The 23,774-nt window shown below is 32.5% G+C and carries 21 protein-coding genes; 2 read left to right on the top strand and 19 right to left on the bottom strand.

The annotated features are described in order from the left end of the window. Positions 1 to 70: 70 nt before the first annotated feature. The 13 genes from ABD077_RS07930 to ABD077_RS07870 form a co-directional block, all read right to left on the bottom strand. The gene (locus ABD077_RS07930) at positions 71 to 1,042 is read right to left on the bottom strand and encodes a chalcone isomerase family protein (protein ID WP_343911789.1); all 972 of its coding nucleotides are present in this window, start codon (positions 1,040 to 1,042) and stop codon (positions 71 to 73) included. A 357-nt stretch (positions 1,043 to 1,399) separates the two neighbouring features. Further along, entirely contained in the window at positions 1,400 to 2,449 is a 1,050-nt protein-coding gene (gene queA, locus ABD077_RS07925) for a tRNA preQ1(34) S-adenosylmethionine ribosyltransferase-isomerase QueA (RefSeq protein ID WP_299603064.1), read from the bottom strand. A gap of 79 nt (positions 2,450 to 2,528) precedes the next feature. Next, a complete protein-coding gene (locus ABD077_RS07920) occupies positions 2,529 to 3,749 on the bottom strand; it encodes a 3-phosphoshikimate 1-carboxyvinyltransferase (RefSeq protein WP_343911788.1) in 1,221 nt (406 codons plus the stop codon). A 1-nt stretch (position 3,750) separates the two neighbouring features. Then, positions 3,751 to 4,005, bottom strand: a complete 255-nt coding sequence (locus tag ABD077_RS07915; protein ID WP_343911787.1) for a hypothetical protein — start codon at positions 4,003 to 4,005, stop codon at positions 3,751 to 3,753. After that, on the bottom strand, positions 4,005 to 4,331 hold the full coding sequence (locus tag ABD077_RS07910) for a nucleotide pyrophosphohydrolase (protein ID WP_299603073.1): 327 nt from the start codon (positions 4,329 to 4,331) through the stop codon (positions 4,005 to 4,007). The genes ABD077_RS07915 and ABD077_RS07910 overlap by 1 nt, the downstream gene beginning before the upstream one ends. Before the next feature lie 54 nt (positions 4,332 to 4,385). After that, on the bottom strand, positions 4,386 to 4,838 hold the full coding sequence (gene dtd / locus ABD077_RS07905; RefSeq protein WP_343911786.1) for a D-aminoacyl-tRNA deacylase: 453 nt from the start codon (positions 4,836 to 4,838) through the stop codon (positions 4,386 to 4,388). A 44-nt stretch (positions 4,839 to 4,882) separates the two neighbouring features. After that, positions 4,883 to 5,833, bottom strand: coding sequence for a ribosome small subunit-dependent GTPase A (gene rsgA / locus ABD077_RS07900; RefSeq protein ID WP_343911785.1), 951 nt, complete (start codon positions 5,831 to 5,833; stop codon positions 4,883 to 4,885). A gap of 50 nt (positions 5,834 to 5,883) precedes the next feature. After that, positions 5,884 to 6,966 carry a bifunctional 3-deoxy-7-phosphoheptulonate synthase/chorismate mutase type II gene (locus ABD077_RS07895; protein WP_299603086.1) on the bottom strand — a complete coding sequence of 361 codons (1,083 nt, stop codon included), beginning with the start codon at positions 6,964 to 6,966 and terminating at the stop codon, positions 5,884 to 5,886. A gap of 50 nt (positions 6,967 to 7,016) precedes the next feature. Further along, a complete protein-coding gene (locus tag ABD077_RS07890) occupies positions 7,017 to 7,865 on the bottom strand; it encodes a prephenate dehydrogenase (protein ID WP_343911784.1) in 849 nt (282 codons plus the stop codon). A gap of 12 nt (positions 7,866 to 7,877) precedes the next feature. Beyond that, positions 7,878 to 9,074: a pyridoxal phosphate-dependent aminotransferase gene (locus ABD077_RS07885; protein ID WP_343911783.1), complete on the bottom strand. Its 1,197-nt coding sequence runs from the start codon at positions 9,072 to 9,074 to the stop codon at positions 7,878 to 7,880. Next, the gene (locus ABD077_RS07880) at positions 9,071 to 9,901 is read right to left on the bottom strand and encodes a prephenate dehydratase (RefSeq protein WP_343911782.1); all 831 of its coding nucleotides are present in this window, start codon (positions 9,899 to 9,901) and stop codon (positions 9,071 to 9,073) included. Before ABD077_RS07880 ends, ABD077_RS07885 begins: the two co-directional genes overlap by 4 nt. A 344-nt stretch (positions 9,902 to 10,245) precedes the next feature. Continuing rightward, the gene (gene kbl / locus ABD077_RS07875) at positions 10,246 to 11,433 is read right to left on the bottom strand and encodes a glycine C-acetyltransferase (protein ID WP_343911781.1); all 1,188 of its coding nucleotides are present in this window, start codon (positions 11,431 to 11,433) and stop codon (positions 10,246 to 10,248) included. A gap of 56 nt (positions 11,434 to 11,489) precedes the next feature. Further along, positions 11,490 to 12,464: an NAD-dependent epimerase/dehydratase family protein gene (locus tag ABD077_RS07870; RefSeq protein ID WP_343911780.1), complete on the bottom strand. Its 975-nt coding sequence runs from the start codon at positions 12,462 to 12,464 to the stop codon at positions 11,490 to 11,492. A gap of 183 nt (positions 12,465 to 12,647) precedes the next feature. Between ABD077_RS07870 and ABD077_RS07865 the strand changes: the two genes are divergently transcribed. Then, positions 12,648 to 13,109 (top strand): Lrp/AsnC family transcriptional regulator, encoded by a 462-nt coding sequence (locus ABD077_RS07865; protein WP_343911779.1) that lies wholly within the window; start codon positions 12,648 to 12,650, stop codon positions 13,107 to 13,109. On the opposite strand, the gene ABD077_RS07860 is transcribed toward ABD077_RS07865, so the two are convergent. After that, complete coding sequence (locus ABD077_RS07860; RefSeq protein ID WP_343911778.1) at positions 13,106 to 14,419, bottom strand: glycoside hydrolase family 1 protein; 1,314 nt, start codon at positions 14,417 to 14,419, stop codon at positions 13,106 to 13,108. The two genes, ABD077_RS07865 and ABD077_RS07860, sit on opposite strands and share 4 nt — an antisense overlap. A gap of 316 nt (positions 14,420 to 14,735) precedes the next feature. Between ABD077_RS07860 and gldA the strand changes: the two genes are divergently transcribed. Then, positions 14,736 to 15,629, top strand: coding sequence for a gliding motility-associated ABC transporter ATP-binding subunit GldA (gene gldA / locus ABD077_RS07855; RefSeq protein ID WP_343911777.1), 894 nt, complete (start codon positions 14,736 to 14,738; stop codon positions 15,627 to 15,629). Positions 15,630 to 15,642: 13 nt separating this feature from the next. Here gldA and ABD077_RS07850 read toward each other — a convergent pair whose 3' ends face one another. From ABD077_RS07850 to ABD077_RS07830, 5 genes are all read right to left on the bottom strand, one after another. Beyond that, positions 15,643 to 16,050 carry a response regulator gene (locus ABD077_RS07850; protein ID WP_299603113.1) on the bottom strand — a complete coding sequence of 136 codons (408 nt, stop codon included), beginning with the start codon at positions 16,048 to 16,050 and terminating at the stop codon, positions 15,643 to 15,645. Further along, entirely contained in the window at positions 16,043 to 18,352 is a 2,310-nt protein-coding gene (locus ABD077_RS07845; protein ID WP_343911776.1) for a PAS domain-containing protein, read from the bottom strand. Before ABD077_RS07845 ends, ABD077_RS07850 begins: the two co-directional genes overlap by 8 nt. A gap of 150 nt (positions 18,353 to 18,502) precedes the next feature. Beyond that, complete coding sequence (locus ABD077_RS07840) at positions 18,503 to 21,631, bottom strand: PAS domain S-box protein (protein WP_343911775.1); 3,129 nt, start codon at positions 21,629 to 21,631, stop codon at positions 18,503 to 18,505. A gap of 279 nt (positions 21,632 to 21,910) precedes the next feature. Next, entirely contained in the window at positions 21,911 to 22,639 is a 729-nt protein-coding gene (locus ABD077_RS07835; protein ID WP_343911774.1) for a head GIN domain-containing protein, read from the bottom strand. Between the two features lie 8 nt (positions 22,640 to 22,647). Next, positions 22,648 to 23,742 (bottom strand): acyloxyacyl hydrolase, encoded by a 1,095-nt coding sequence (locus tag ABD077_RS07830; protein ID WP_343911773.1) that lies wholly within the window; start codon positions 23,740 to 23,742, stop codon positions 22,648 to 22,650. Between the last annotated feature and the right edge of the window lie 32 nt (positions 23,743 to 23,774).

The following is a 23,774-nucleotide window of genomic DNA, read 5'->3' as shown; positions in this document are numbered from 1 at the left end:
GTATGTAAAAGATAGGTGTATACCGAAAGTGATATAAACAATTTAAAAAGTATGGTTGATATGTAGTAATTTAGAATTTTACTGTTCGAAAATCCTCTCGATTATCTTTACGGGATGTTTTAACACGTTTCCATTGATGTACTCCGCCACCACCACGATATTTAACATTAAGCACATCCAAATCATCTTCATCTATCCAGATCTGACAATCTGATACTTTACCCGTTTTGATATCAGTAAAGAAACCGCTGGTATACTTAAGTTCATTTTTAAGTTTTAAATTTTTCAGAATTACTAATCCTTCAACGGGCTGATTTTTATCATCTCCCTGACATTCATAGCATACTGCATCTCTTTCTGATTGACGAAGCATTCTCTGGATAGATCCAAAAACTTTATTCTCGATCATATAAAGTTGTACAACATTAATTGCTACCCCAGTTTTTTTATCATAAGCTTTCCACTCTCCCAAAATCGGGTTTGCATCAAAAGAACCCAGTAAATCCTCTTTGAGCTGAGAATCAATTGGATTTTCTCCCAACCAAATTTTAAACAGCGCCTTTTTAAACTCTAAGCAATCTCTTACCGCTCCTAATCGCTCTTTATTTTTATAGAGGGTTAACTTTTTATCCTTAGTATAGACAATCTTAAAGATCTCGTACTTGTTTATTTCTTTTGGAAGTAGCTTGATAAAATCTCTAATCTGATCTTCCATCAAATAACTGTTACCATCTGTAGCTCTTTCTAAACCATTTCTAATAATTTCTTTTAACTCATCATTAGAAATGTCAGCTATAGTTTTAATGGTAAGTGCCATAATTTCATCTTTATTAGCTACCATTAGTCCATCATCAACACCATCCACTTCAAAATCTAAATATAATCCAATGGTATATAATTTTTCTCTTTCTCCAGCACCATTAAGCATTAACTCATGATTTTCGAATACATCGATATCATTATAATGAAGGTTACCAACTTTAGTTTGAGAAAACGAGAATAAGGTTACGAAAAGAAATATAGTGTGTAATATTCTGCTCATAGGTTAACGTTTTTTGATTTAGGGTGTTTGCAAGAAACGATTAATTTTTTAAAAAAGAAGAATCTACTATTAGCTCCTTTTCTATTTTTCGACAAACAACCGAATTATTCGATATCTAACTACTTTTGCATTACGGTTATACCGTAATTTTTGTCAAAAGCGCCGCAAAATAGTTATTTTTTACGAAATAAACATTATAACCCATTAATTTTAAGATTTATACAACATCTACTTGAATACATACTTTAATTTAGAATTTAAAAAGAAGTATATTATTTTGGATATATTCTAAAAAAACCTCTGCTTTATCAATATGTAAAGCAGAGGTTTTTTTCTTACTAATTTAATGTCTTATGATTAGAGGATCAGCATGGCATCTCCGTAGGAATAAAACTTATATTCTTCCTTCACTGCTTGCTCATAAGCCTCTTTAATAAAATCATGACCTGCAAAAGCAGAAACCATCATTAATAAAGTAGATTTTGGTGTATGAAAATTCGTTATCATACTATTTGCAATACTAAAGTCATATGGAGGAAAAATAAACTTATTCGTCCAACCTCTAAATTCATTTAAAGTTTTATCTGAAGAAACGGAACTCTCTAAAGCTCTCATTACTGTAGTTCCTACAGCACAAATTCTTTGCTTATTAGCTATTCCTTGGTTAATAGTTTCTGTAGCCTTTGCTGTAATGTAAGCTTCTTCGCTATCCATTTTGTGCTTGGACAAATCTTCTACCTCTACAGGGTTAAAAGTTCCTAAACCAACGTGCAAAGTAATTTCTGCAAAATCTACTCCTTTTATTTCCAAACGCTTCATTAGGTGTTTAGAAAAATGTAATCCAGCAGTAGGAGCTGCAACAGCACCTTCATTTTTAGCATAAATTGTTTGATATCTTTCTTCGTCTTCTGGTTCTGCCTCTCTTTTGATATATTTTGGTAGAGGAGTTTCTCCTAAGTCTGTAAGTTTTTGTCTAAACTCGTCATAGGATCCGTCATACAAAAATCGTAGTGTACGTCCTCTAGATGTAGTATTATCAATAACTTCGGCAACTAGACTTTCATCATCTCCAAAGTATAACTTATTCCCTATTCTAATTTTTCGTGCTGGATCAACAAGTACGTCCCATAAGCGAGTTTCAGAATTTAATTCTCTTAATAAAAACACTTCAATTCTCGCACCAGTCTTTTCTTTATTTCCATATAATCTAGCTGGAAATACTTTTGTATTATTTAAAACCATAACATCATTAGGTTCAAAATAATCAATTAGATCTTTAAACTGTTTATGCTCTATGGTTTGATCTTTTCTATTAAGAACCATTAGACGCGCTTCATCCCTATTCTCTGAAGGGTATTCTGCTAATAATTCTTTTGGAAGGTCAAAGTTGAAATGTGATAACTTCATTAGTGTTTCTTTTTTAGGAGCAGCAAATATACAATCTGGATATAGGGGTTGTCAAGTAAATCAACAGATATATTTTTATTTACAGCACTTTAAAATCTAATTTCTTTAAATCATCCCAAAAATCAGGGTAAGACTTAGATACTACATCTGCATCATTAATAAACAATGATACTCTTAGCGCAAGTGGCGCAAAAGCCATAGCCATTCTATGATCATGATAGGTATCTATAGTAATATCAGAGTTAATTAATGTAGAAGCGCTTAACTTTAGAGAATCATCTGTAATTGATACTTCTCCTCCTAATTTTTCAATTTCGATTTTTAATGCTTCTAATCGATCTGTCTCTTTAATCTTTAGTGTATGCAAACCAGTAAGATAGCAAGCTTTTCCTAGACCAAAACAGGTAACAGCGATTGTTTGTGCAATATCAGGAGAATTAGATAAATCCAATTCTAAGATATCCGAACTATCTAAAGAATTGATCTTTTTAAGAGTGATTCTATTCTCTTTAAACGTGGTTTCAACACCTAATCTCTTATATATTTTGGACAAAGAGGCATCTCCTTGATAACTATCTTGTTTATAACTTCCTAATGTTACAGTCCCAAAATCCGACAAAGCAACAATACTATAAAAATAAGAAGCTGAGCTCCAATCAGACTCCACTACCACAGTTTTGGGTGATACTATCTTTATAGGTTCTATATGAATTATATTATTCTCAAAACTCCCATTAATCCCAACATCCTTAAGCAAACTTAATGTCATATTTATATAAGGCACAGAGGTTACTTTTCCTTCTAAAGTAATTTCTAATCCATTTGGCAAAGAAGAGGCTATCAGCATTAAAGCAGATATATATTGGCTGCTTACATTTGCAGCGAGTGAAACTTTATGATTTTCGGGGTTTTTACCAACAATTTTTATAGGAGGATATCCCTCATTTTTAACATAAGAAATATCACATCCTAATTGCGTTAAAGCATCAACCAATATTTTTATTGGTCTTTCTTGCATTCTTTTGCTACCCGTAAGTACCGTAGTCCTTCCATTTTTCACAGCAAAGTATGCTGTTAAAAATCGCATTGCAGTACCCGCATGATGAATATCAATAAGTTCCTCATTACTAGCTAATGCAGCTCTCATTAGTCTAGAATCATCACTATTAGAGATATTATCAATTTCAATTTCTGGATAAAGAGATTGTAAAATCAACAACCTATTGGTTTCACTTTTCGATCCAGTAATTTGTAGGTTGTTATTCTTAATATTCGAAATATGGCTTAATTTCAAATTCATTTTATCGATTTGATTTGTGTTTTCTTAGTTCAAAATAATATCCCTGAATCATTCCGTAGGCAAGTCCACCTACGGCCCTTGATATCAAATATCTTACCCATCTACCATTATTGATTTTGTCGTCCATAAAAGTATCAGAGATAATCCCCCCATACTCCATAACGTGTGTTACAAAACCAAGCAGTATCATCGCTATAAGTCCTAAACGCACTACTGTAATCCAATATCTTTTGGAAGATATAATTGTTTTAAACATTACTTTAATTTCTCATTATTATGATGACGATCGTGATCTCTCTTTGTTTTAATATCCAGCTTTTTATCAAAAGCTTCTTGAAGATCCACTCCAGTTTGATTTGCTAAACATAAAACCACGAACATAACATCTGCTAGTTCCTCTCCTAGATCCTTATTTTTATCACTTTCTTTTTCACTTTGTTCCCCATATCTGCGAGCTATAATCCTAGCCACTTCTCCAACCTCTTCTGTAAGTTGTGCCATATTAGTAAGCTCGTTAAAATAGCGAACTCCATGATTTTTAATCCAATCATCTACTGCTTTCTGAGCATTCTGAATATTCATTTTATATCTTTTTTTAAAAATATTAACTCTTGATTTCTTTGGAAAAGATAATTATCATTCCTTATTCTTTGTATCTATAATGATTGTTACCGGTCCATCATTAATAAGAGACACTTTCATATCAGCTCCAAATTGACCCGTCCCAACGTTTTTTCCTAAATCTTTTTCGAATTGTTTTACAAATTCTTCATACAATGGTATTGCTTTCTCTGGTTTCGCAGCTTTAATAAAACTAGGCCTATTTCCTTTCTTTGTACTTGCATATAGTGTAAATTGACTTACCACTATGGCATTTCCATCTACATCTACAACACTCTGATTCATCATACCTTTATCATCTCCAAAAATTCTTAATCTGCTTATTTTTCCAGACAACCAATTAATATCCTCCTTTGTATCATCATCTTCTATCCCCAATAAAATCAAAAGCCCCGATTTTATTTCAGAAATTATCTCTTGATTTACGGTAACAGAAGCTTCTAAAACTCTTTGAATTACTGCTTTCATGACATACAATACTTGAAGAAGATATTAATCTAAAACTTTAAAAATCATTCTTCGTTATAGTTGTTTTTGCGGTAGTGTTCATCTTCACCTTCTAAAATCTGCAGATAACTTTTGTAACGGGACCAAGCAATTTCTCCATTTTCTAATGCTTCTTTTACGGCACACTTAGGTTCATTAATATGAAGACAATTATTAAACTTACATTGTTGTTTAAGTTCAAAAAACTCTGGAAAATAATCTCCGACTTCTTCTTTTTCCATATCTACAATCCCAAATCCCTTGATACCAGGTGTGTCGATAATTTTGGCATCGAAACCAAGATCATACATCTCAGCAAAAGTGGTGGTATGTTGACCTTGTTGATGTTGATCACTAATTTCAGCTGTTTTTAGAGACAAATTAGGTTCTATAAGATTAACTAATGTAGATTTACCAACACCACTATGACCTGAAAACATACTCGTATTTCCTTTCATTAGCTCTTTAACCTTATCGACATTCTTGCCAGTTTTTGCAGAAATCCCAATACATTCATACCCTATATCCCTATATAAGGCAGCGAGATATTTTATCTCTAAAAGTTCATCTTCGCTATAAGTATCTATTTTATTAAACAGTAAAACAGCTTTGATATCGTATGCTTCTGCAGTAACTAAAAATCGATCGATAAACGCGGTAAATGTTGGAGGATTATTAAGAGTAACCAATAAAAAAACCACATCAATGTTTGAGGCAATGATGTGGGTTTGTTTAGATAAGTTCACCGACTTCCTGATAATATAATTTCGGCGTTCTCTAATATTCTCAATAACACCAGTCTCTTTGTCATTTTTAGTTTCCAACTTAAAATCCACTACATCTCCAACAGAAACTGGGTTGGTACTTTTAATACCTTTGATCCTAAATTTACCCTTTATACGACATTCGTACACAGCACCTTCTTCCGATTTAACGGTATACCAACTTCCGGTAGATTTATATACAGTTCCTGTCATAAACGCAAAGATGCAAATAAATCTCTATTCCAAAGAGCTAATATTCATATTTAAGACTTCGCTACCTTTTTTTGATGATTGATTGACTCTTGGTGAATAGCTTTGTAAATTCTTAAAATAAATTCTTCGCTTAATCCTTTTTCTTCTCCTTCAAGAATCATTTTTCCTAAAATTTCATTCCAACGCTTGGATTGCAGTATAGCTACATTTTGCTTTGCTTTTGCTTTTCCTATTTCATCAGAAATTTTCATTCTCTTAGATAGCACATCTAATAGCTGATTGTCCGCTACATCAATTTTTGCTCTTAACTCACTTAATGTTTTCTGGTAAGACTCGTCTACGCCTACTTCTTTACGAATTTTTAAATCTTTCATATGCTGAATTAAAGTATCTGGTGTAATCTGTTGAGCGGCATCACTCCAAGCATTGTCCGGATCATAGTGAGTTTCTACAATTAATCCGTCAAAATTAAGATCTAGTGCTGTTTGAGAAAGATCGAAAATCAGATCTCTTCTTCCCGCTATATGAGAAGGGTCTAAAATTAATGGAAGATCGGGAAAACGATTTTGAAGATCAATAGGAATCTGCCATTCAGGTATATTTCTATACTTAGTTTTTTCATAAGTAGAAAAGCCTCTGTGAATTACTCCTAAATTTTTCACATCTGCAGTATAGAAACGCTCCACTGCTCCTAACCATAGTGAAAGATCTGGATTGATAGGATTTTTGATCAATACAGGATTATCAATTCCTTTACAAGCATCTGCAATATCCTGAACAATAAAAGGTGACACTGTACTTCTTGCTCCTATCCAAAGAACATCTACTCCATGCTCTAATGCTAATTCTACATGATGTGGGTTTGCCACTTCGGTAGCAATCTTCATTCCTGTTTCTTCTTTAGCACGTTGTAGCCATTTCAATCCTAAAGCACCAACTCCTTCAAAATTTCCTGGTCTTGTACGAGGTTTCCAGATTCCCGCTCTAAGTACAGTTGCGTCAGAATCTTTAAGTTGATGTGCGATTTTCACTACTTGCTCTTCAGTTTCAGCACTACAAGGGCCTCCAATCACCAAAGGATGATCCAAATTATATGCATCTAACCAGTTTCTAAGTTCTTTCTTATTCTCCATTTCTATTTTTTATACTGTTTTAATTTTACGTTTTTCGTGGGTTATAGTTGTTAAGATATTCCTTTTAGAATAGCTTTTATATGATTTGTATCTTCCATTTCCTTATATATTTCAACAAAATTATCCTCTTCCATTAATTCTTTAAACTGCGTCAGATTTGCAATATATTCTGTTAATGTTTCTATGACATTTTCTTTATTATGTCTGAAAATTGGGGTCCACATTTCTGGTGAACTTTTTGCTAAACGAACTGTAGAGGCAAAACCACTACCTGCCATGTCAAATATGTCTCTCTCGTTTTTTTCCTTTTCAATTACCGTCTTTCCTAGCATAAACGAACTAATATGGGATAAATGCGAAACATACGCTATATGTTTATCATGCGAAGCAGGATCCATATATCGAATTCTCATTCCTAATCTGTTAAAAATCTCCATGCCACGTTCTTGCAATTTAAAGGCTGTTTTTTCCACCTCACAAATGATATTTGTTTTTCCTCTATAAAGGTTTGCTATCGCTGCTTGCGGTCCTGAAAACTCAGTCCCTGCAATGGGGTGTGCTGCTAAATAATTTCTTCTTTTTGGATGATCTTCTACCGAAGTACATAACTTCTTTTTGGTAGAACCTACATCAAAAACGAGACATTCATCATTAATTTTATCTAAAATTTTTGGTAATAACTTCACCGTAACATCTACAGGAACAGACACAATTACCACATCAGCTTTATCTAATTCTTCAAAAGTTGATTTTTCATCAATGATTCCTAGAGAAATTGCTTTGTCCAAATGTTGCTCATTTTTATCAATACCATAGAGTTTAGCTTCATTAAAAGCTGCTCTAATGTCGATAGCAAATGATCCTCCTATTAACCCTATTCCAATTACAAATACCCTCATTCTATATACAAATTACGATTTTTGATGTACGATATTATTATTCGCAAATTGTGTTTGTTTTTTCTCAAGTCGTTCGATTGCTTCTTTTATATTTTCTTTATTAACGCATAACGAAAAACGAATATATCCTTTACCATTACTCCCAAAAATATCTCCAGGAGTTATAAACACACTGTTTTCATACAATATATGATCAATAAATTCTACTGCATCGATTCCTTCTGGCAATTTCGCCCACACAAACATTCCGGTTGCTGTTTTATCAAATGAACAACCTAATAATGAAGCTAGTTCCCATATCAATTTTCGTCTTTCTTTATAGATAGCATTTATCTCATGATACCAATCGTTGGATAGTTTTAGTGCGGCAATAGCTCCTTTTTGAATACCTAAAAACATACCACTATCCATATTGCTTTTTACTTTAAGGATTGCTTCAATTTTATCCTGACTTCCAGTTACTACTCCTACTCGCCATCCAGCCATATTAAAGGTTTTACTTAGAGAATTTAACTCTAGTGCTACATCTTTCGCACCTTCTACAGATAAAATGCTAGTCGGATTATCATTTAATATAAAGCTGTACGGATTATCGTTTACCAATAGTATATGATGCTTTTTTGCAAAAGCAATTAATTTTTTAAGAGTCTCTACACTACCCGAAGCTCCTGTTGGCATATGAGGATAATTAATCCACATAATCTTAACTCCGCTAAGATCCTTTTTTGATAACAACTCTAAATCTGGTTCCCATTTATTATCTTCTTTTAGATCATAAAATAGTGGTTCTGCACCCACCAAATTTGTAACAGATGTATATGTAGGGTATCCAGGATTAGGCACCAACACCTGATCACCTTCATTAAGATAAGCTAATGAAATATGCATAATTCCTTCTTTAGAACCCATTAAAGGTAAAATCTCATTTTCAGGATTTAATGCTACTCCATAGTTAGTATTATAAAAGTTGGCAAAAGCCTTTCTAAGTTCTGGGACACCTTGATAACTCTGATATTTATGTGCACCATCTTGTAACACTGTTGTCTGTATAGCTTCTACAACTTCTTTTGGAGGGTCCAAATCAGGACTTCCGATAGCCATATTTAAAATCGGCTTTCCCGAAGTTGCTAGTGCCCTAACTTCACGTAACTTTTTAGAAAAATAATATTCCTCTATTGTTTCTAACCGTTTTGCTGTTTGAATACTCATCCGTTCTGATTTTTATATTCTCCTAGTATTTTTAATTCCAAAGCCATAATTTTTAGTATTGAAATAGCTTTTTGGTACTCTTCATATTTATCAAAAGTCACATCCACAAAAAAGGAATACTTCCATGGCATATCAATCACTGGTAATGACTGAATTTTAGTTAGATTCAGTCTGCAATCACTCATAACGTTAAGTACAGTAGCCAAACTACCTCTTTTATGATCTGTAAGAAATTTTAATGATGCTTTATTGATTTCCTTGCTATCTAAGCCAGAGTTTTCATCTGTATTGAGAATAAAAAACCTGGTACTATTTGTTTTTATAGTTTGAATATTTTTTGCTAAAATTTCCAAATCATAAATTTTAGCTGCTGTTTCTCCTGCAACTGCCGCTATACCTTTTAATTTTTTCTCTTGAATTCTTTTGGCCACATCTGCAGTATCCGCATCTTCTACCAACTTAATATGAGAGTACTTACGAAAAAAATCTTTACACTGTAGCAAAGCCATAGGATGAGAATATACTTCTTTAATATCAGAAATTTCCTGATTTTCCAATGCCATTAAACAATGATGAATTGGCTGAAAATATTCTCCACAAATGGTTAAATCATGTTCATCAATGTAGGCATAATTAGGAATAATTGATCCCGCGATAGAGTTTTCGATCGCCATCACTGCATCGGTACTTTTCTTATTTTCTAAGCTGTGCACTAACTCCTGAAATGACATGCATTCGTGAACATCAATCTCATTACCAAAGTATGCCTGTGCCACTCCATGGTGATACGATCCTTTTATTCCTTGTATGGCAACTCTCTTACTCAAACGTTTTAAATTTTATGTTCAAAAAAAAATCCCGATTCTACATCGGGATTCTAATTTATAAATTTGACTTATTTATTTACATAGCGATCCCGAACTTCCTTTAAAATAAAAGAAGAAAAAATAAAATCGGTTCCAAGTAAATAAGTTGTTCATTTCTATTTTAATTACGTTGCTAAAGTAGCTAAAACAATTACTATACAAAATAAATTTTAGTTTTTTTCATCAATCCACAGGTATTATCATTAATTATTGATTTTTTACCTGTAATTACTATTAAATTTTAAACAAACTAACCTTTATTATAAGAATTTTCTAAGTTTTAAAACACTAACAAACGTTAGTAATTATATTACTCCCAGCTCTTTACCTACTTTGGTAAATGCTTTAACGGCTTTTTCTAGATGTTCTCTATCATGTCCAGCTGATAATTGAACTCTAATACGTGCTTTTTCTTTAGGAACAACAGGATAGAAAAATCCAATCACATAGATTCCTTCATCAAGTAATTTTGCTGCAAATTCCTGAGCTAATGTTGCCTCGTATAACATTACTGGTACTATTGGGTGATCTCCAGGAACAATATCAAACCCTGCGGCAGTCATTTCAGATCTAAAATACTTGGTATTTTCTTCTAGTTTATCTCTTAAGGCCGTAGAGGAACTCAATAGATCTAATACTTTTATAGATGCTCCAACAATAGAAGGCGCCACGGTATTAGAAAATAGGTAAGGTCTTGATCGTTGACGTAACATGTCTACAATTTCTTTTCTGGCCGCTGTAAAACCTCCTGATGCTCCTCCAAGAGCTTTACCATAAGTTCCTGTAATAATATCTACACGTCCCATTACATTTCGATATTCATGGGTTCCACGTCCAGTTTTCCCAAGAAAACCAGTAGAATGACATTCATCAATCATTACCATAGCGTTATACGCATCCGCTAAATCACAAATTTTATCTAACTGTGCAATGGTTCCATCCATTGAAAATGAACCATCAGTAACAATTAATATTCTTCTAGATCCTTCTGCAGCTTTTAATTGTTTTTCGAGATCTACCATATTATTATGTTCGTATCTAAATCGCTTTGCTTTGCACAAACGAATTCCATCAATAATAGAAGCATGATTTAGAGAGTCTGAAATAATTGCATCTTCTGCTGTAAGGATTGGTTCAAAAACTCCTCCGTTTGCATCGAATGCTGCTGCATATAAAATACAGTCTTCCATTCCTAAAAACTCCGCAGTTTTACGTTCTAATTCTTTATGTATATCTTGAGTTCCGCAGATAAAGCGAACAGAAGACAATCCATAACCGTGAGAATCTATAGCATCTTTACCAGCTTGAATAACATCTGGATGTGAAGAAAGTCCAAGATAGTTATTCGCGCAAAAATTCAAAACATCTTTGGTATTCGTTGTATCGATCTCGGCACCTTGTGGTGTTGTGATTATTCTTTCTGACTTATACAAACCAGCTGATTTGATATCATCTAATTCCTTCTGTAAGTCATCTTTTATATTTGAAAACATGTATATATTGTTATTGTATTATATTTATTATTTTGATTTTTTAGCAACAGTAATTTCTAAAACATTAGTATTTCTTTATTTCTTGAATCTTGTTTGTACTTCTGTTGTAATTTTTGGATCATAATCTCAGTAATACTCTTAAGATCATAATTAGCTTGCCATCCCCAATCTTTTCTTGCAGCTGTATCTTCTATAGATTTTGGCCATCTTGCTGCAATTTCTTGTCTAAAATCGGGTTCATAGGTAACCTTAAAATCGGGATATAATTTACGAATTTCGGCGGTAATTTCTTCTGGAGAAAAACTTACTCCCGCAATATTATAAGAAGTTCTAACGGTAATATTTTCTTTTGGAGCATCCATTAATTCTAAAGTAGCTCTTATTGCATCCTCCATAAATATCATGGGAAGGGTTGCATCTTCTTTCAGAAAACAACTAAAGCCTTCTTCTTTTACAGCTTTATGATAGATATCAACTGCATAATCAGTCGTTCCTCCTCCAGGCAATGATTGGTATCCTATTACTCCGGGATATCTAATTGATCTAACATCTAATCCATATTTAAGAAAGTAATATTGAGCCCAATTTTCTCCTGAAGCCTTGCTCATTCCATATACAGTAGCTGGATTAAGATATGCGTCGTTTGGAGTATTTATTAGTGGAGCGCCTTCTCCAAAAACAGCAATAGAACTGGGGAAAAATACTTTTTCTATTTGATTCTTTCTGGATACTTCAAGAACATTAAAAAGTGTTTTCATATTTATATCCCAGGTAGCTAATGGATTTTCTTCTCCTTTGGCCGATAAAATTGCAGCCAAATGATATATCTGAGTAATCTTATATCGTTCTACTACCTCTTGGATTCTTTGTTGATTCGTTGCATCTATTACTTCGAAAATTCCTTTATAAGATTCCCTTTGCTCAAGATCAGAAGCAATTACATTTTCTATGGTATATTTTTTCTGAAGCTCTTTGGTTAATACGGAACCAAGCTGACCATTTGCACCAATTACTAAAACTTTTGTATCCATTTTCCTTTTAATTTTTTTAACACTTTACAGTGTTATTTACTTACTAAAATAAGAATAACAATGTTTATATTTGGTTTAATAAACAAACTAAGTAATTATTACTGAAAAATAACATAAAATTAGTTTTATTTACTTTTAACAATATAATAACAATAAATTTAAAGTAATTTTTAATTAACATTTATGGATCAATTAGACCAAACTGATTTAACAATTCTTAGAATTCTTCAAAAAGACTCTAAAAAGACAGCTAAAGAAATAGCCTCTATTCTAAATTTAACTCCTTCTCCTGTTTATGAACGAGTACGTAGGTTAGAAAAACAAGGGTTTATAAAAAAGTACGTAGCAATTTTGGATAAAAAATTGATTGACAGATCAATCACCACCATTTGTCAAGTATCTATGCGCTATCATAATGAGGCATTTATTGAAAAATTTGAAGAGCAAATTCAGAATTTAGATGAAGTACAAGAATGTTATCATATGGCTGGGCAAGTCGATTTCGTATTAAAAATCCATACCAAAAGTCTTGAAGAGTATCATGATTTTGTAAAGTCTAAACTATCTAAAATAGAGAACATTGGTATTCTAAACAGTACATTTGTCCTAAAGGAAATTAAACATTCTTCAGAATTTTATATTTAATCAAATTGATTCGAAAAGTACTCTTTAAGCCAGATTGCTGTTTTTTTCATTTTTCGGTTGAGTGTAGTTTTATCCATACCTACGATTCCAAATTTAGGAATATAACCTTCTGCCCATTCAAAATTATCGACAAGTGTCCATAACAAAATTCCTTTCAAATTAATCTTCTTGGCTATAACGTTTTCCATTCCTTTAATAATCTTCTTATAGTAGGCAATCCTTTTAGAATCATCTTCTTCATCAGATAAAGCTATTCCGCACTCTGATAACCATAAGGGTTTTTCTGGATCGTATTTAGAAAACCGTTCTAAAAAAAATTCTGCTCCTTCTGAATATGTTTCCCACCCCATTACTGAAACAGGCACTTTTCTTTTTTTTGGACTTACCAAAACACAGCCTAAATAAGGAATATACCATGCACTTTTTACTACTTCTCTAGCGTATGTTTGAATACCCCAGAAATCAAAATCCACTTTCATGATTTCCATATCTCCTTCTTGTATGAATTTTTCAATGTTAGTTACAAGTGGTAATTCATTTTTAGGGTATCCTAATCCAATATAAGGTTCTATGCATAAACGATTCATTAATGCATCTATTCTAAGTGCGGCTTTTTGATCTCTTTTTTGATCTGTATAAGCCTCAATTTTAGTACAACTTACGGCGGTACCCACAAGCAAATTATTGTCTGTTTTTAAAATATAAAATCCTTTAGCTTGTGCTAATAAAATATGATGAATACTTGCACTGAAATTTTTAATTCCTCGTTTTCCTGGAGCGTGTATGCCTAGGAAATATCCGGCTCCAATACAAACAATAGCTTCATTTACAAGAATCCAATTTTTAACACGATCTGAGAAATGATCCTTGAGAACACGAACATAATTTTCATAATCTGCGATTACCTCCCTATTTCGCCATCCACCTTTGTCTTGTAATTTTTGAGGTAGATCCCAATGATATGTAGTGATCCAAGGCTCTATTCCAACCTTAAGACAATAATCTATTACCTTATTATAAAATGCGATTCCTTTCTCGTTAATAGCTCCAGTTCCATCAGGAATTATTCTTGACCAAGAGATAGAAAAGCGAAATATCTTTAACCCTATATCGACACATACATCAATATCTTCTGCAAAACGTTCGTAAAAATTGGTAGCAATCTGATTATTGGATTTATCCTTTATTTTTCTGGAATTCTTGGTAAATGTATCCCAAATAGAAGGTCCCTTTCCATCTTTATCAAAAGCTCCTTCAGTTTGAGCTGCAGCAGTAGTGACTCCCCAAATAATATGATTCTTAGAGCCCATTAATGGAATAAAATACTATGTAAGAAAAAATGGTAAATAATTAGTGCTTGAATAAACCCCGTTTAAAAAAAGGAAATAATACAACAAAAAATACTTGCTGAATATTACATACTATTTTGTCAAATAATCTAAGTACAAACCTTACTATTTTACTCGATAACATACTGAAAATCTTTTACATATAAATTTAACAAAATATAACCCAGAGAAGTTTATCTAAACATTATCAAAAGGTTATGATCTGATTTTTTATTTTTTTATTTGATTTACATACAATAAATAAGGTTTTATGTACTTTTGAATATAAAGGGAAGTTATGTCTATTTCAGTTTCAAAAATTTCTAAAGTATATAATGAGCAAAATGCTTTGAAAGAAATTTCTTTTGAAGTAAAACAAGGAGAAATTGTTGGCTTTTTAGGTCCGAATGGTGCTGGAAAATCCACAATGATGAAAATTTTGACTACTTATTTAGATCCTAGCTCCGGAAAAGCACAAGTAAATGGATTTGACATACATTCAGAATCCATGGATGTACAAAGGAATGTAGGCTATCTTCCAGAACACAATCCTTTGTATTTAGACATGTATGTTAGAGAGTATTTGGCATTTAATGCTCAGGTATATAAAGTTACTAAATCCCGAATTGAAGAAGTAATACAACAAACTGGTTTACTACCAGAATCCAATAAAAAAATTAGTCAATTATCTAAAGGATATCGCCAACGCGTAGGATTGGCTTGTGCATTACTTCATGATCCCAAAGTATTAATTCTTGATGAGCCAACCACTGGACTTGATCCAAATCAGTTGGTAGAAATCAGAGAACTTATCAAAACGGTAGGCAAAGAAAAAACAGTTTTTCTTTCTACACATATTATGCAGGAAGTAGAAGCCATGTGTGATCGTGTTATCATTATCAACAAAGGTGAAATAGTAGCTGATAAAGACTTAAATGAAATGATGGATCAAACTGATCAGATCATTGAAGTTGAATTTGATTACCGAGTAGAAGAAGCCTTTTTATCCAAATTTGATTATATCAAACAGGTTAAAAATGTCCATGGCTTTGTATACTTACTCACATTTGATACTACAATAGATATGAGACCAGCAGTTTTTGATTTTGCGCATGATAATCAACTAAAAATCCTGCAGCTTTCGAGAAAAAATAAAAACCTAGAGAGTTTATTTAGAGAGCTAACGAATTAAACCTTACTATTTTTTACCCAGTCGCATTTTCAAAATCATAAAGCACTTCTTTTAGTTTTGCTACTGATATTGGTTTTACAATATACTCACTAACACTTTCGTAAGATTTAGCACGTAATACATCCTCTGGATCTACAGAAGATGAAACTACATAAATAAGAATTTTTTTATTACAAGGAATCTTTATAAACTCTTCTAAAAATTGCCAACCATCTAAAATTGGCATATTTAAATCTAACAATATGATATCCGGTAATTGTTCTTTGGCAGAAATGATTGCTTTTAGATTATCTAAAGCTTCTTGACCGTTTTTAAAGACCAAGATTCCTTCACAAAAGTCGATGAGTTGCATCACCTTCTTAATTCCAAAAACAAAAATTGGATCATCATCTATAACACAGGCAATATCTATTTTACTCATATCTCATATAAATTTTAAAGGTTGTTCCTCTATCCACTTCGCTACTAACTTCTATTTTACCACCAATAGCTTCTACTTGGTTCTTTGTTATAAATAATCCTATCCCTCGAGCATTTTTAATTTCGGTGTGAAAGGTTTTATACATTCCGAATAATTTAGATCGATGCTTTCTTAGGTCTATACCTAATCCATTATCTTCAATTGATAACACCATATATTTATCTTCTTTTACAGCACTTAATGTAAGGTAACTTTCCCGCTCTAATGATCTATACTTAATACCATTAGTTATAAAGTTAAGTAATATACTATCTAAGTAAGCTGGTACTGCCATCACTCTTACATTATCATTTACTTGGTTATTTATGGCTACTTCAGATTCTATTGCGATTGCAGAAACGCCTCGTATAACTTCATCTATCGCTTCTTTGAGATCAATTGGAACCAAACTTTTATCTAAGGAAGTATTAATCAATACGACCTCATTTAGATGCGCAATAGTATCTGAAAGATTTAAAGAAGCAGTTTTAAATAGCCTAATAATTTCATTATCTCTAATCTCTGGATTTTCCTGTAAGAATAAATCCAATAACATCTCAAAATTTCCAGAATGAGACTTCAGATTATGTGAAACGATATGTGCAAAATTTTTCAATCTTCGATTTTGATCTTCTGCTACTCTTAACAAGGATTTTAGCTCTTCTTCTTTTTTAATTCTGGTAATATCTGAAACGTGTATGATAATACCTCCTATTTCATTTTCATCAGAGTACCAAGGTCGCAATTCCCAAGATAACCAGACAAAATCTCCCTTTTTTCTATGTATTTTTTCCTCATAATTTTTAATTACCATACCCTTTAAACATTTAGCAATATTCATTTTTCTGATCTTGCTAACCTTTGAAAAGATATTGTAATAAGATTTTCCTATGATATCCTCTCCTTCTATATCATAAATCTGAAACCATTTTTGCGATGCGGCCAAATAGTTCATTTTTTTATCAAACATCGCTATGGCACTTGGAGCTTGCTCTATAAAAAGTCTATTTCTTTCGAAGTCTTGCTTTTTCCTTGTAATATCTTGATGGGATCCGAAAACCCACTCTGGTTTTCTTTTTTCATGCCAGCTAACTACTTTACCCTTAGTCAATATCCAAACATACCCCCCATTTTTGTGTTTCATCCTTACCTCACATTCGTATATAGGAGTATTTCCTTTGAAATATTCTTCCAGACATGTATTTGACTTTTGGATATCATCAGGGTGCGTGTATTTAACCCAAGTATCTATAGAAATCGGTCCAATTTCATCTAAGGTATAACCAATAATTTCTGCCCATCTTTCATTAAAAATAGTTTCTCCGGTTTCGGGATTCCACTGCCAAGTACCAAGATCCGTCCCATCGATAATATGCTCAAATATAGCCGATTGTATCCTTAGTTCTTCTTCTTTTTTCTTGATCTCCGTAATATCAGTATGAGCACCAAGCATCCATTCTGGGTTACCTTCTTCATCCCAGCTTACTACTTTCCCTCTGTCTAAAACCCAGATCCATTCTCCATTTTTGTGTTTCATTTTAAATTCACACTCATAATAAGGAGTCCTTTTTTCAAAATGTTCTTTAAGAAGTTCATTCGATCGATCTTGATCTTCCTTGGTTGAGTGTGCTAACCAGGTTCCTAAAGAGATTGGTTCCAGCTCTTCTAAAGTATACCCTATCATCTCTGCCCAGCGTTCATTTAGGATGGTTTCACCAGTTTTAACATTCCATTTCCACGTTCCTAATCCAGTTCCATCAATAATGTGCTCAAAAAAAGCGGACTGTAACCTTAACTCTTCTTCTTTTTCTTTGATATTAGTAATATCGGTATGAGCACCAAGCATTTTAACAGGTTTCCCTTGATCATCTCTGAGCATTACACCTCTACAACGCACCCATACGGTGTGTCCTAGTTTATGTTTAAATCTAACTATTTGATCATATGGAACTGAGGGATCCTCTGCGTGCGCAGTAAAATTGGCATATACATTTTTTAAATCTTCTTTAAAGACGATTTCTTGCCAAGCATCTGTTTTATGAGGTTTGGTCGCCGGATCATACCCAAAAAGCGTCCAGTATCTTGGATTCATCCATACATTGTCAGGATCCAATAGATCCCAAAACCATATCCCATCTAAGGCTGCTTCTTGTATAAAATCAAAAATATAACTATCAGTTTTGATTAAGCCATATAGTTCTTCCTTTAGGTAGTGATCTCTATTCGAATCTTGCGCTATATCCTTTACTCTCGTCAATTTCATGGTCATGTTCATTTTTATTTTTACAAACGAATGGGGAATTGTGCAAACGTTGAATATCACTTAAATTTACTGAATATTCCCTAAATAATTTGCTAATTTTTGCAACATATTTCTTAAAAAAGTCCATTTTTAAAAAAAGACAATCTGAATTTAGAATTGCTTTCCTTTCTTAAGGTAAATCTCAAATGTAGTTCCCTCATCTACTTTACTTTTAACCTTAATTTTTCCACCAAGTGCTTCAACCTGATTTTTTGTAATAAATAGTCCAATACCTCTTGCATCTTGATTATCATGAAAAGTTTTATACATTCCAAACAACTTAGAACCATACTTTTTTAGATCTATTCCTAGTCCGTTATCTTCTATAAGCATGACGATAAAACCATCTTGAATCCTAGCTCCTATATTAATATAACTATCACGATTTTTAGATCTATATCTAATCCCATTAGTTACAAAATTTAAAATAATACTATCTAGGTAGGCAGGAATAGCTTGCACCCATAACTCCTCGGATATATTATTATTGATAGTAACTTCAGCGTCCTTTGAGATTACTGATATTGTTTTCACTACTTCATCTACGGATTTTTTAAGATTACTGGAGGTCAAATTTTCGCCAATAGAATTATTAATTTGTACTACCTCGTTTAAATGTTTTATGGTGTCTGATAGTCGAGTAGAAGCGGTTTTAAATAGTTGTATCACCTCCGATTTTTCAGCTTCGGGATTTTCTTTGGTATAAATATCAAGTAACATCTCGAAGTTACCTGATTGAGATTTTAAATTATGAGATACGATGTAAGCAAAATTTCTTAACCTTTCATTTTGTTCTTCCGTTAGTTCTAAAATGGATTTGAGCTCGTCTTCAACCTTTTTTATATCGCTAATATCTGTAGCAACTCCTAAGTAACCTATCGTTTTATCCCTTTCTTTGATTGCAGTGACTGTAAGCTGCACAGGAAATCTTCTTCCATCCTTCCGAATATATGTCCACTCCTTGGTGTAATGCTTTTTTTTATTTGTTAATTCAATAAAAACATCAAAACCTTTTACTTCTTTATGTAACTCATGCGACAATTTCCGCCCGGCCAATTCTACTTCTTCCTGATCATGAATAATAACTGAACTTTGCTTATATAACATTTCCTCGCGATCATATCCTAAAAGATTTTCAGCTCCTTTATTAAATGTCGTTATGATTCCTGAAACATCGGTCCCTATTATTCCAACTCTACTGCTCGATTCCAAAATACCTTTTAACTTAGCTAAAGTATCTTCTAATCTCTTTTGATTATATACACTCTGAGTGGTATCGGTTATTTGAGAAATAAAATATAATGGTGTCTCTTTTTTATCTCTTACTAATGAAACCGAAAGCAATCCGTGTACTTCTCTACCATTCTTATGAAAATATCTCTTTTCCAAATGGTAAAAGGATATTTCACCATTTAGTAGCTTATTCAATAATCCTAAGTCTTTATTTAAATCTTCAGGATGAGTTATATCTTGGAATGTCATGTTAGTTAATTCTTCCCTTCGATATCCTATCATATTGCAAACAGCGTCATTTACTTCTATCCATCTTCCATCTAGACCAATAATAGCCATTCCTGTCGCTGCACTTTCGAAATTTCCTCTAAAAGCTTGTTCACTTATTTTTAATTTCTCTTCAGCTAATTTTCTATCTGTAACATCGTGCATAGCAACCACAGCTCCTCTAACCTCGCCATTAACACCAATCAATTGAGAACCGTTGGTTACAACATGTCTTTGTTTGCTAGATGTCGATGTAATCACTATTTCATCATCCATTACCTGATTGCCTCTTAATGCTTTTATAAGAGGAATCTCTTCTTCTTTTAAAGGTGTAATCCCATCAGGTTTTCGTAGACCATAATATTCTGATAGATCCGAAGGAGAAATTGGTTTAGCTTGCAATCCATGCCATTTTTTAGCCGTTTTATTAAATAAGGTTAATAGACCTTTATCATCACAGGATACAACACCTACATCAATACTATCTAAAATTGCTTCTAAAAAAACTTTTCGTTCTTCGCTAAGCTCTTCCGCTTTTTTTAATTTGGATATATCTGAGGTATGTTTTAACAAACCTCCTATCTGTCCTTGTTTATTGTACCATGGCCGCAATTCCCAAGAAATCCATTGATTACAACCTTCACTTCTCTCTAAACAATCTTCGTCTTTTCTGATCGTTTCCCCATTTAAGCATTTATTATAAATACTTTCCCATTTTTCTTTCATCTCTGGAAAAACTTCGTATTGAGATTTTCCTATAATATCTTGTCCAACTATATTATAATCTTCAAACCACCTGCTAGATGCTGCAAGATATCTCATATTGGTGTCAAACATGGCTATTGCACTTGGTGCTTGACTTACAAATAATCTATTCTTTTCTAAAGCTTTTTTGTTCTCAGTGATATCAACTTGAGTTCCTACTAATAATTCAGGATTACCTTCTTCATCCCAACTAACTATTTTTCCTTTTATCAATGCCCAAATCCAATCTCCATTCTTATGTTTTAACCTTGTTTCGCACTCATAGTAGGGTATCAACTTTTCATAATGTTGTTGCAATACCTTTGTCGATTTTATATGATCAGAAGGATGCATCAAATCTACCCAGGTGTTTAAAGAAACTGGTTGTAATTCTGAGAGTGAATATCCCATGGTATTAGCCCATCTCTCATCAAAAACTACCTTTCCCGTTCGTAAATTCCATTCCCAAGAACCTGAATTAGTACTCTCAATAGTATCTCTATACTTTTCAACTTGCTGCTGTAATTCGTATTCTGTATTTACTAATTTAGTAACATCTGCATATACCCCGATCATCCATAAAGGCTCACCATTGATATCCGAAATAGTAATACCTCTACATCTCAACCAAACTATATGTCCTAACTTATGAGTAAACCTAACCACTAGATCATATTGTTTATTTGGTTGATCGAGATGCTCATCCAAACTTTTCAATATCTTTTCTAAATCTTCCTGAATTATTATTTTTTTCCAAAAAGATTTTTCTTTTGGAATTTCGGTGGCAGTATATCCAAGAATACTCCAAAATTTTTCATCCATCCATTTTTGGTCAGGATCTTTTAAATCCCAAAACCAAACACCATCTAGTATAGTATCTTGAATAAAATCAAAAACTTTTTCGTCTTTCTTTACAATTTCGTAAAGTTCTCTTTGTAAATAATTCTCTCGTAAATGAACGTAATTTCTAAAAGTAGTTTCCTCGCTATAGGCCATACAATTTTGTTAAGATTCAACTGTTTGCTCTGCGGGGTAATTAAATTTACGCAATATTATCAATTTTATAAACCAGTAAAACCATTTATTTTGTATTACAAAACCGTAATACAGTTATGATAAAAAAACGCAATAAAAACAAAGGTAAATACATGATTTACAATTTCTTGAAAAGAAAATAAAGATACATAAAAAAGAAAAAAACAAAGTGAAAATCACAAAATTTAACAAAAATTATTAAAAAAAATTAAAGGGAAAAATCCCTTTTTCAGACAAATTTTAATTAAATATTAGTCTTCCTGTGAAAAATTCTTGCACATCTACCACTGGAGGCCGATTTAAGGAAATGACATCTCCAGTACTTCGAATTTCTCCTATTACTGATTGCTGAGGATTTATAATAATTTTGTTTGTTCCTCTGTGAAAAACATCTATATTTTCTGCAATAAGATCATCTCCTTCAAACCTTCCAGTTCCTGAGAAAAAACCAATTTTTAAATTTACAACGTTTCCTTTTATAAAATATGACCCTATATTATTACCTCTAATTAAAAGGTCAGTGCTATTTAGATCTATAGTGAAGGTTCCGTTTATATTTCCATCATTAACTTCTTCTGACGATAAGGTAAGCCTAGGGTAGTTTAGAACTCCATTAGAGGAAATATCAAATTGAGTAGCACTTCTAATTTCAGTAATATTGGGAGCAGTTACGTAGATTTTAGTTTGATTAAAATCTCTAACAAGACTACAATTATTAGTATTACTCAAAATTAATTGATCTCCTTCTACAATAGCTGAAACTTCATTCAACAGGTTATCACCACTTTCTATAACTACAGAAGTTTGTTCTTCCTGCTTCAAAACCATTTCAACATTTTCATTTACTAAAATTCTAGAAAAATCGGAAACCTCGACTTCTTGTCTCACTATATCTCCTGTTCTCTGAAAACAATCTAAAGCATTTTCGGTATCACAAGAAATAATGAATAACATTGATAATATTATCATTACGTTTTTCATAATCGGTAACCTATAGAAAATTCAACTGCCTCAGCTTTGGCCGCATGAGACCTTACCGTAACAGAACCAAATATATTTTTACTTGCATAATATCTTAACCCAAAACGATTATACAATTGCCCTTCAAAATCATATGGGTAATAAATATAGTATCCCAACTGAGTTAATAAAGATACTTTGTTAATTCTTAATTCGTGACCAATAGATATCCCAACTCTTTTGGAATCTTCCTCTCCTGTAGTTCCATCTTCAAAATCACCAGTAGATCTAAATTCTATAAAACGCTTCAAAGCTTTTGAAAAAAATAATTCAGCTCCAAGCTGGACGCTACTTTTTTTATTTAAACGTTTATCCGCAAAAACAGCAAAGGTATAAAACGGAAATTGACCAGATCCCACCACATCACTTTCATTGATTCCACTCCTAAATATAAAACCCAATCCAAATGGTTCTGATCCCCTTACCTCTCCCTTTTCTTTTTTTATATATTCAGGATATTGCGAATCCAATACATAATTAAAACCTGCATTAAACACTAGTGTGTTCGTACTTTTATTGGGTGCTTTAAAATTCGCATTAGAATAATGAATAACCCCCAATCCCATTTGAAAACCAAGTCCTCCTAAGATGTTTTCTTTTTTTAGATTAAGCATCGCAAAGGTAGAACTCATGAAATGTGATCCATATGCCACATTTCTAAAATTATCATCTTCATCATATGGACTATTCGTATAGGCTAATCCTTGTCCTAATCTAAACATCAAAAGACGTTTAAAAAAATAAAAATTATAATGTAAATAGACCCCAAAGTTTTGACCCAAAAACTCATTATCCATATCTTGATATATGAATGAGAATCCATAATCGGGTGAGTTATATAATCTTTCCCATTCTTTAATACCAAAAGTCTTTCTGTTTACCGAAAGTAGGACTCCTGAAGGATGTCCTGTTATTAAATGAGATATGTCTGGATTATGCTTTAAGATGGTACCATAGAAGTTGTTTACATCAAAACTATAATACTTCTTATCCTCTTGAGATTGCACAGAGTGCACCAACATTATCAATACTATACAAATGCGCTTTATCATTATGGCAAATGTAAGATAGCACTTTTAGGTTT

This window comes from Aquimarina litoralis (assembly GCF_039523995.1).
Classification (GTDB): Bacteria; Bacteroidota; Bacteroidia; order Flavobacteriales; family Flavobacteriaceae; genus Aquimarina; species Aquimarina litoralis.
The sequence above is the reverse complement of the archived record's forward strand: the minus strand, read 5'-3'. Positions and strand labels throughout refer to the sequence as shown.

Coding starts and splice junctions, on each gene's coding strand:
- ABD077_RS07835 (WP_343911774.1), bottom strand. CDS start 22,639: ATGATAATATTATCAATGTTATTCATTATTTCTTGTGATACCGAAAAT.
- ABD077_RS07845 (WP_343911776.1), bottom strand. CDS start 18,352: ATGAAATTGACGAGAGTAAAGGATATAGCGCAAGATTCGAATAGAGAT.
- gldA (WP_343911777.1), top strand. CDS start 14,736: ATGTCTATTTCAGTTTCAAAAATTTCTAAAGTATATAATGAGCAAAAT.
- ABD077_RS07860 (WP_343911778.1), bottom strand. CDS start 14,419: ATGGGCTCTAAGAATCATATTATTTGGGGAGTCACTACTGCTGCAGCT.
- ABD077_RS07865 (WP_343911779.1), top strand. CDS start 12,648: ATGGATCAATTAGACCAAACTGATTTAACAATTCTTAGAATTCTTCAA.
- rsgA (WP_343911785.1), bottom strand. CDS start 5,833: ATGACAGGAACTGTATATAAATCTACCGGAAGTTGGTATACCGTTAAA.
- queA (WP_299603064.1), bottom strand. CDS start 2,449: ATGAAGTTATCACATTTCAACTTTGACCTTCCAAAAGAATTATTAGCA.
- dtd (WP_343911786.1), bottom strand. CDS start 4,838: ATGAAAGCAGTAATTCAAAGAGTTTTAGAAGCTTCTGTTACCGTAAAT.
- ABD077_RS07930 (WP_343911789.1), bottom strand. CDS start 1,042: ATGAGCAGAATATTACACACTATATTTCTTTTCGTAACCTTATTCTCG.
- ABD077_RS07870 (WP_343911780.1), bottom strand. CDS start 12,464: ATGGATACAAAAGTTTTAGTAATTGGTGCAAATGGTCAGCTTGGTTCC.
- ABD077_RS07910 (WP_299603073.1), bottom strand. CDS start 4,331: ATGAATATTCAGAATGCTCAGAAAGCAGTAGATGATTGGATTAAAAAT.
- ABD077_RS07920 (WP_343911788.1), bottom strand. CDS start 3,749: ATGAATTTGAAATTAAGCCATATTTCGAATATTAAGAATAACAACCTA.
- ABD077_RS07890 (WP_343911784.1), bottom strand. CDS start 7,865: ATGAGGGTATTTGTAATTGGAATAGGGTTAATAGGAGGATCATTTGCT.
- ABD077_RS07915 (WP_343911787.1), bottom strand. CDS start 4,005: ATGTTTAAAACAATTATATCTTCCAAAAGATATTGGATTACAGTAGTG.
- ABD077_RS07895 (WP_299603086.1), bottom strand. CDS start 6,966: ATGGAGAATAAGAAAGAACTTAGAAACTGGTTAGATGCATATAATTTG.
- kbl (WP_343911781.1), bottom strand. CDS start 11,433: ATGTTTTCAAATATAAAAGATGACTTACAGAAGGAATTAGATGATATC.
- ABD077_RS07840 (WP_343911775.1), bottom strand. CDS start 21,631: ATGGCCTATAGCGAGGAAACTACTTTTAGAAATTACGTTCATTTACGA.
- ABD077_RS07830 (WP_343911773.1), bottom strand. CDS start 23,742: ATGATAAAGCGCATTTGTATAGTATTGATAATGTTGGTGCACTCTGTG.
- ABD077_RS07885 (WP_343911783.1), bottom strand. CDS start 9,074: ATGAGTATTCAAACAGCAAAACGGTTAGAAACAATAGAGGAATATTAT.
- ABD077_RS07850 (WP_299603113.1), bottom strand. CDS start 16,050: ATGAGTAAAATAGATATTGCCTGTGTTATAGATGATGATCCAATTTTT.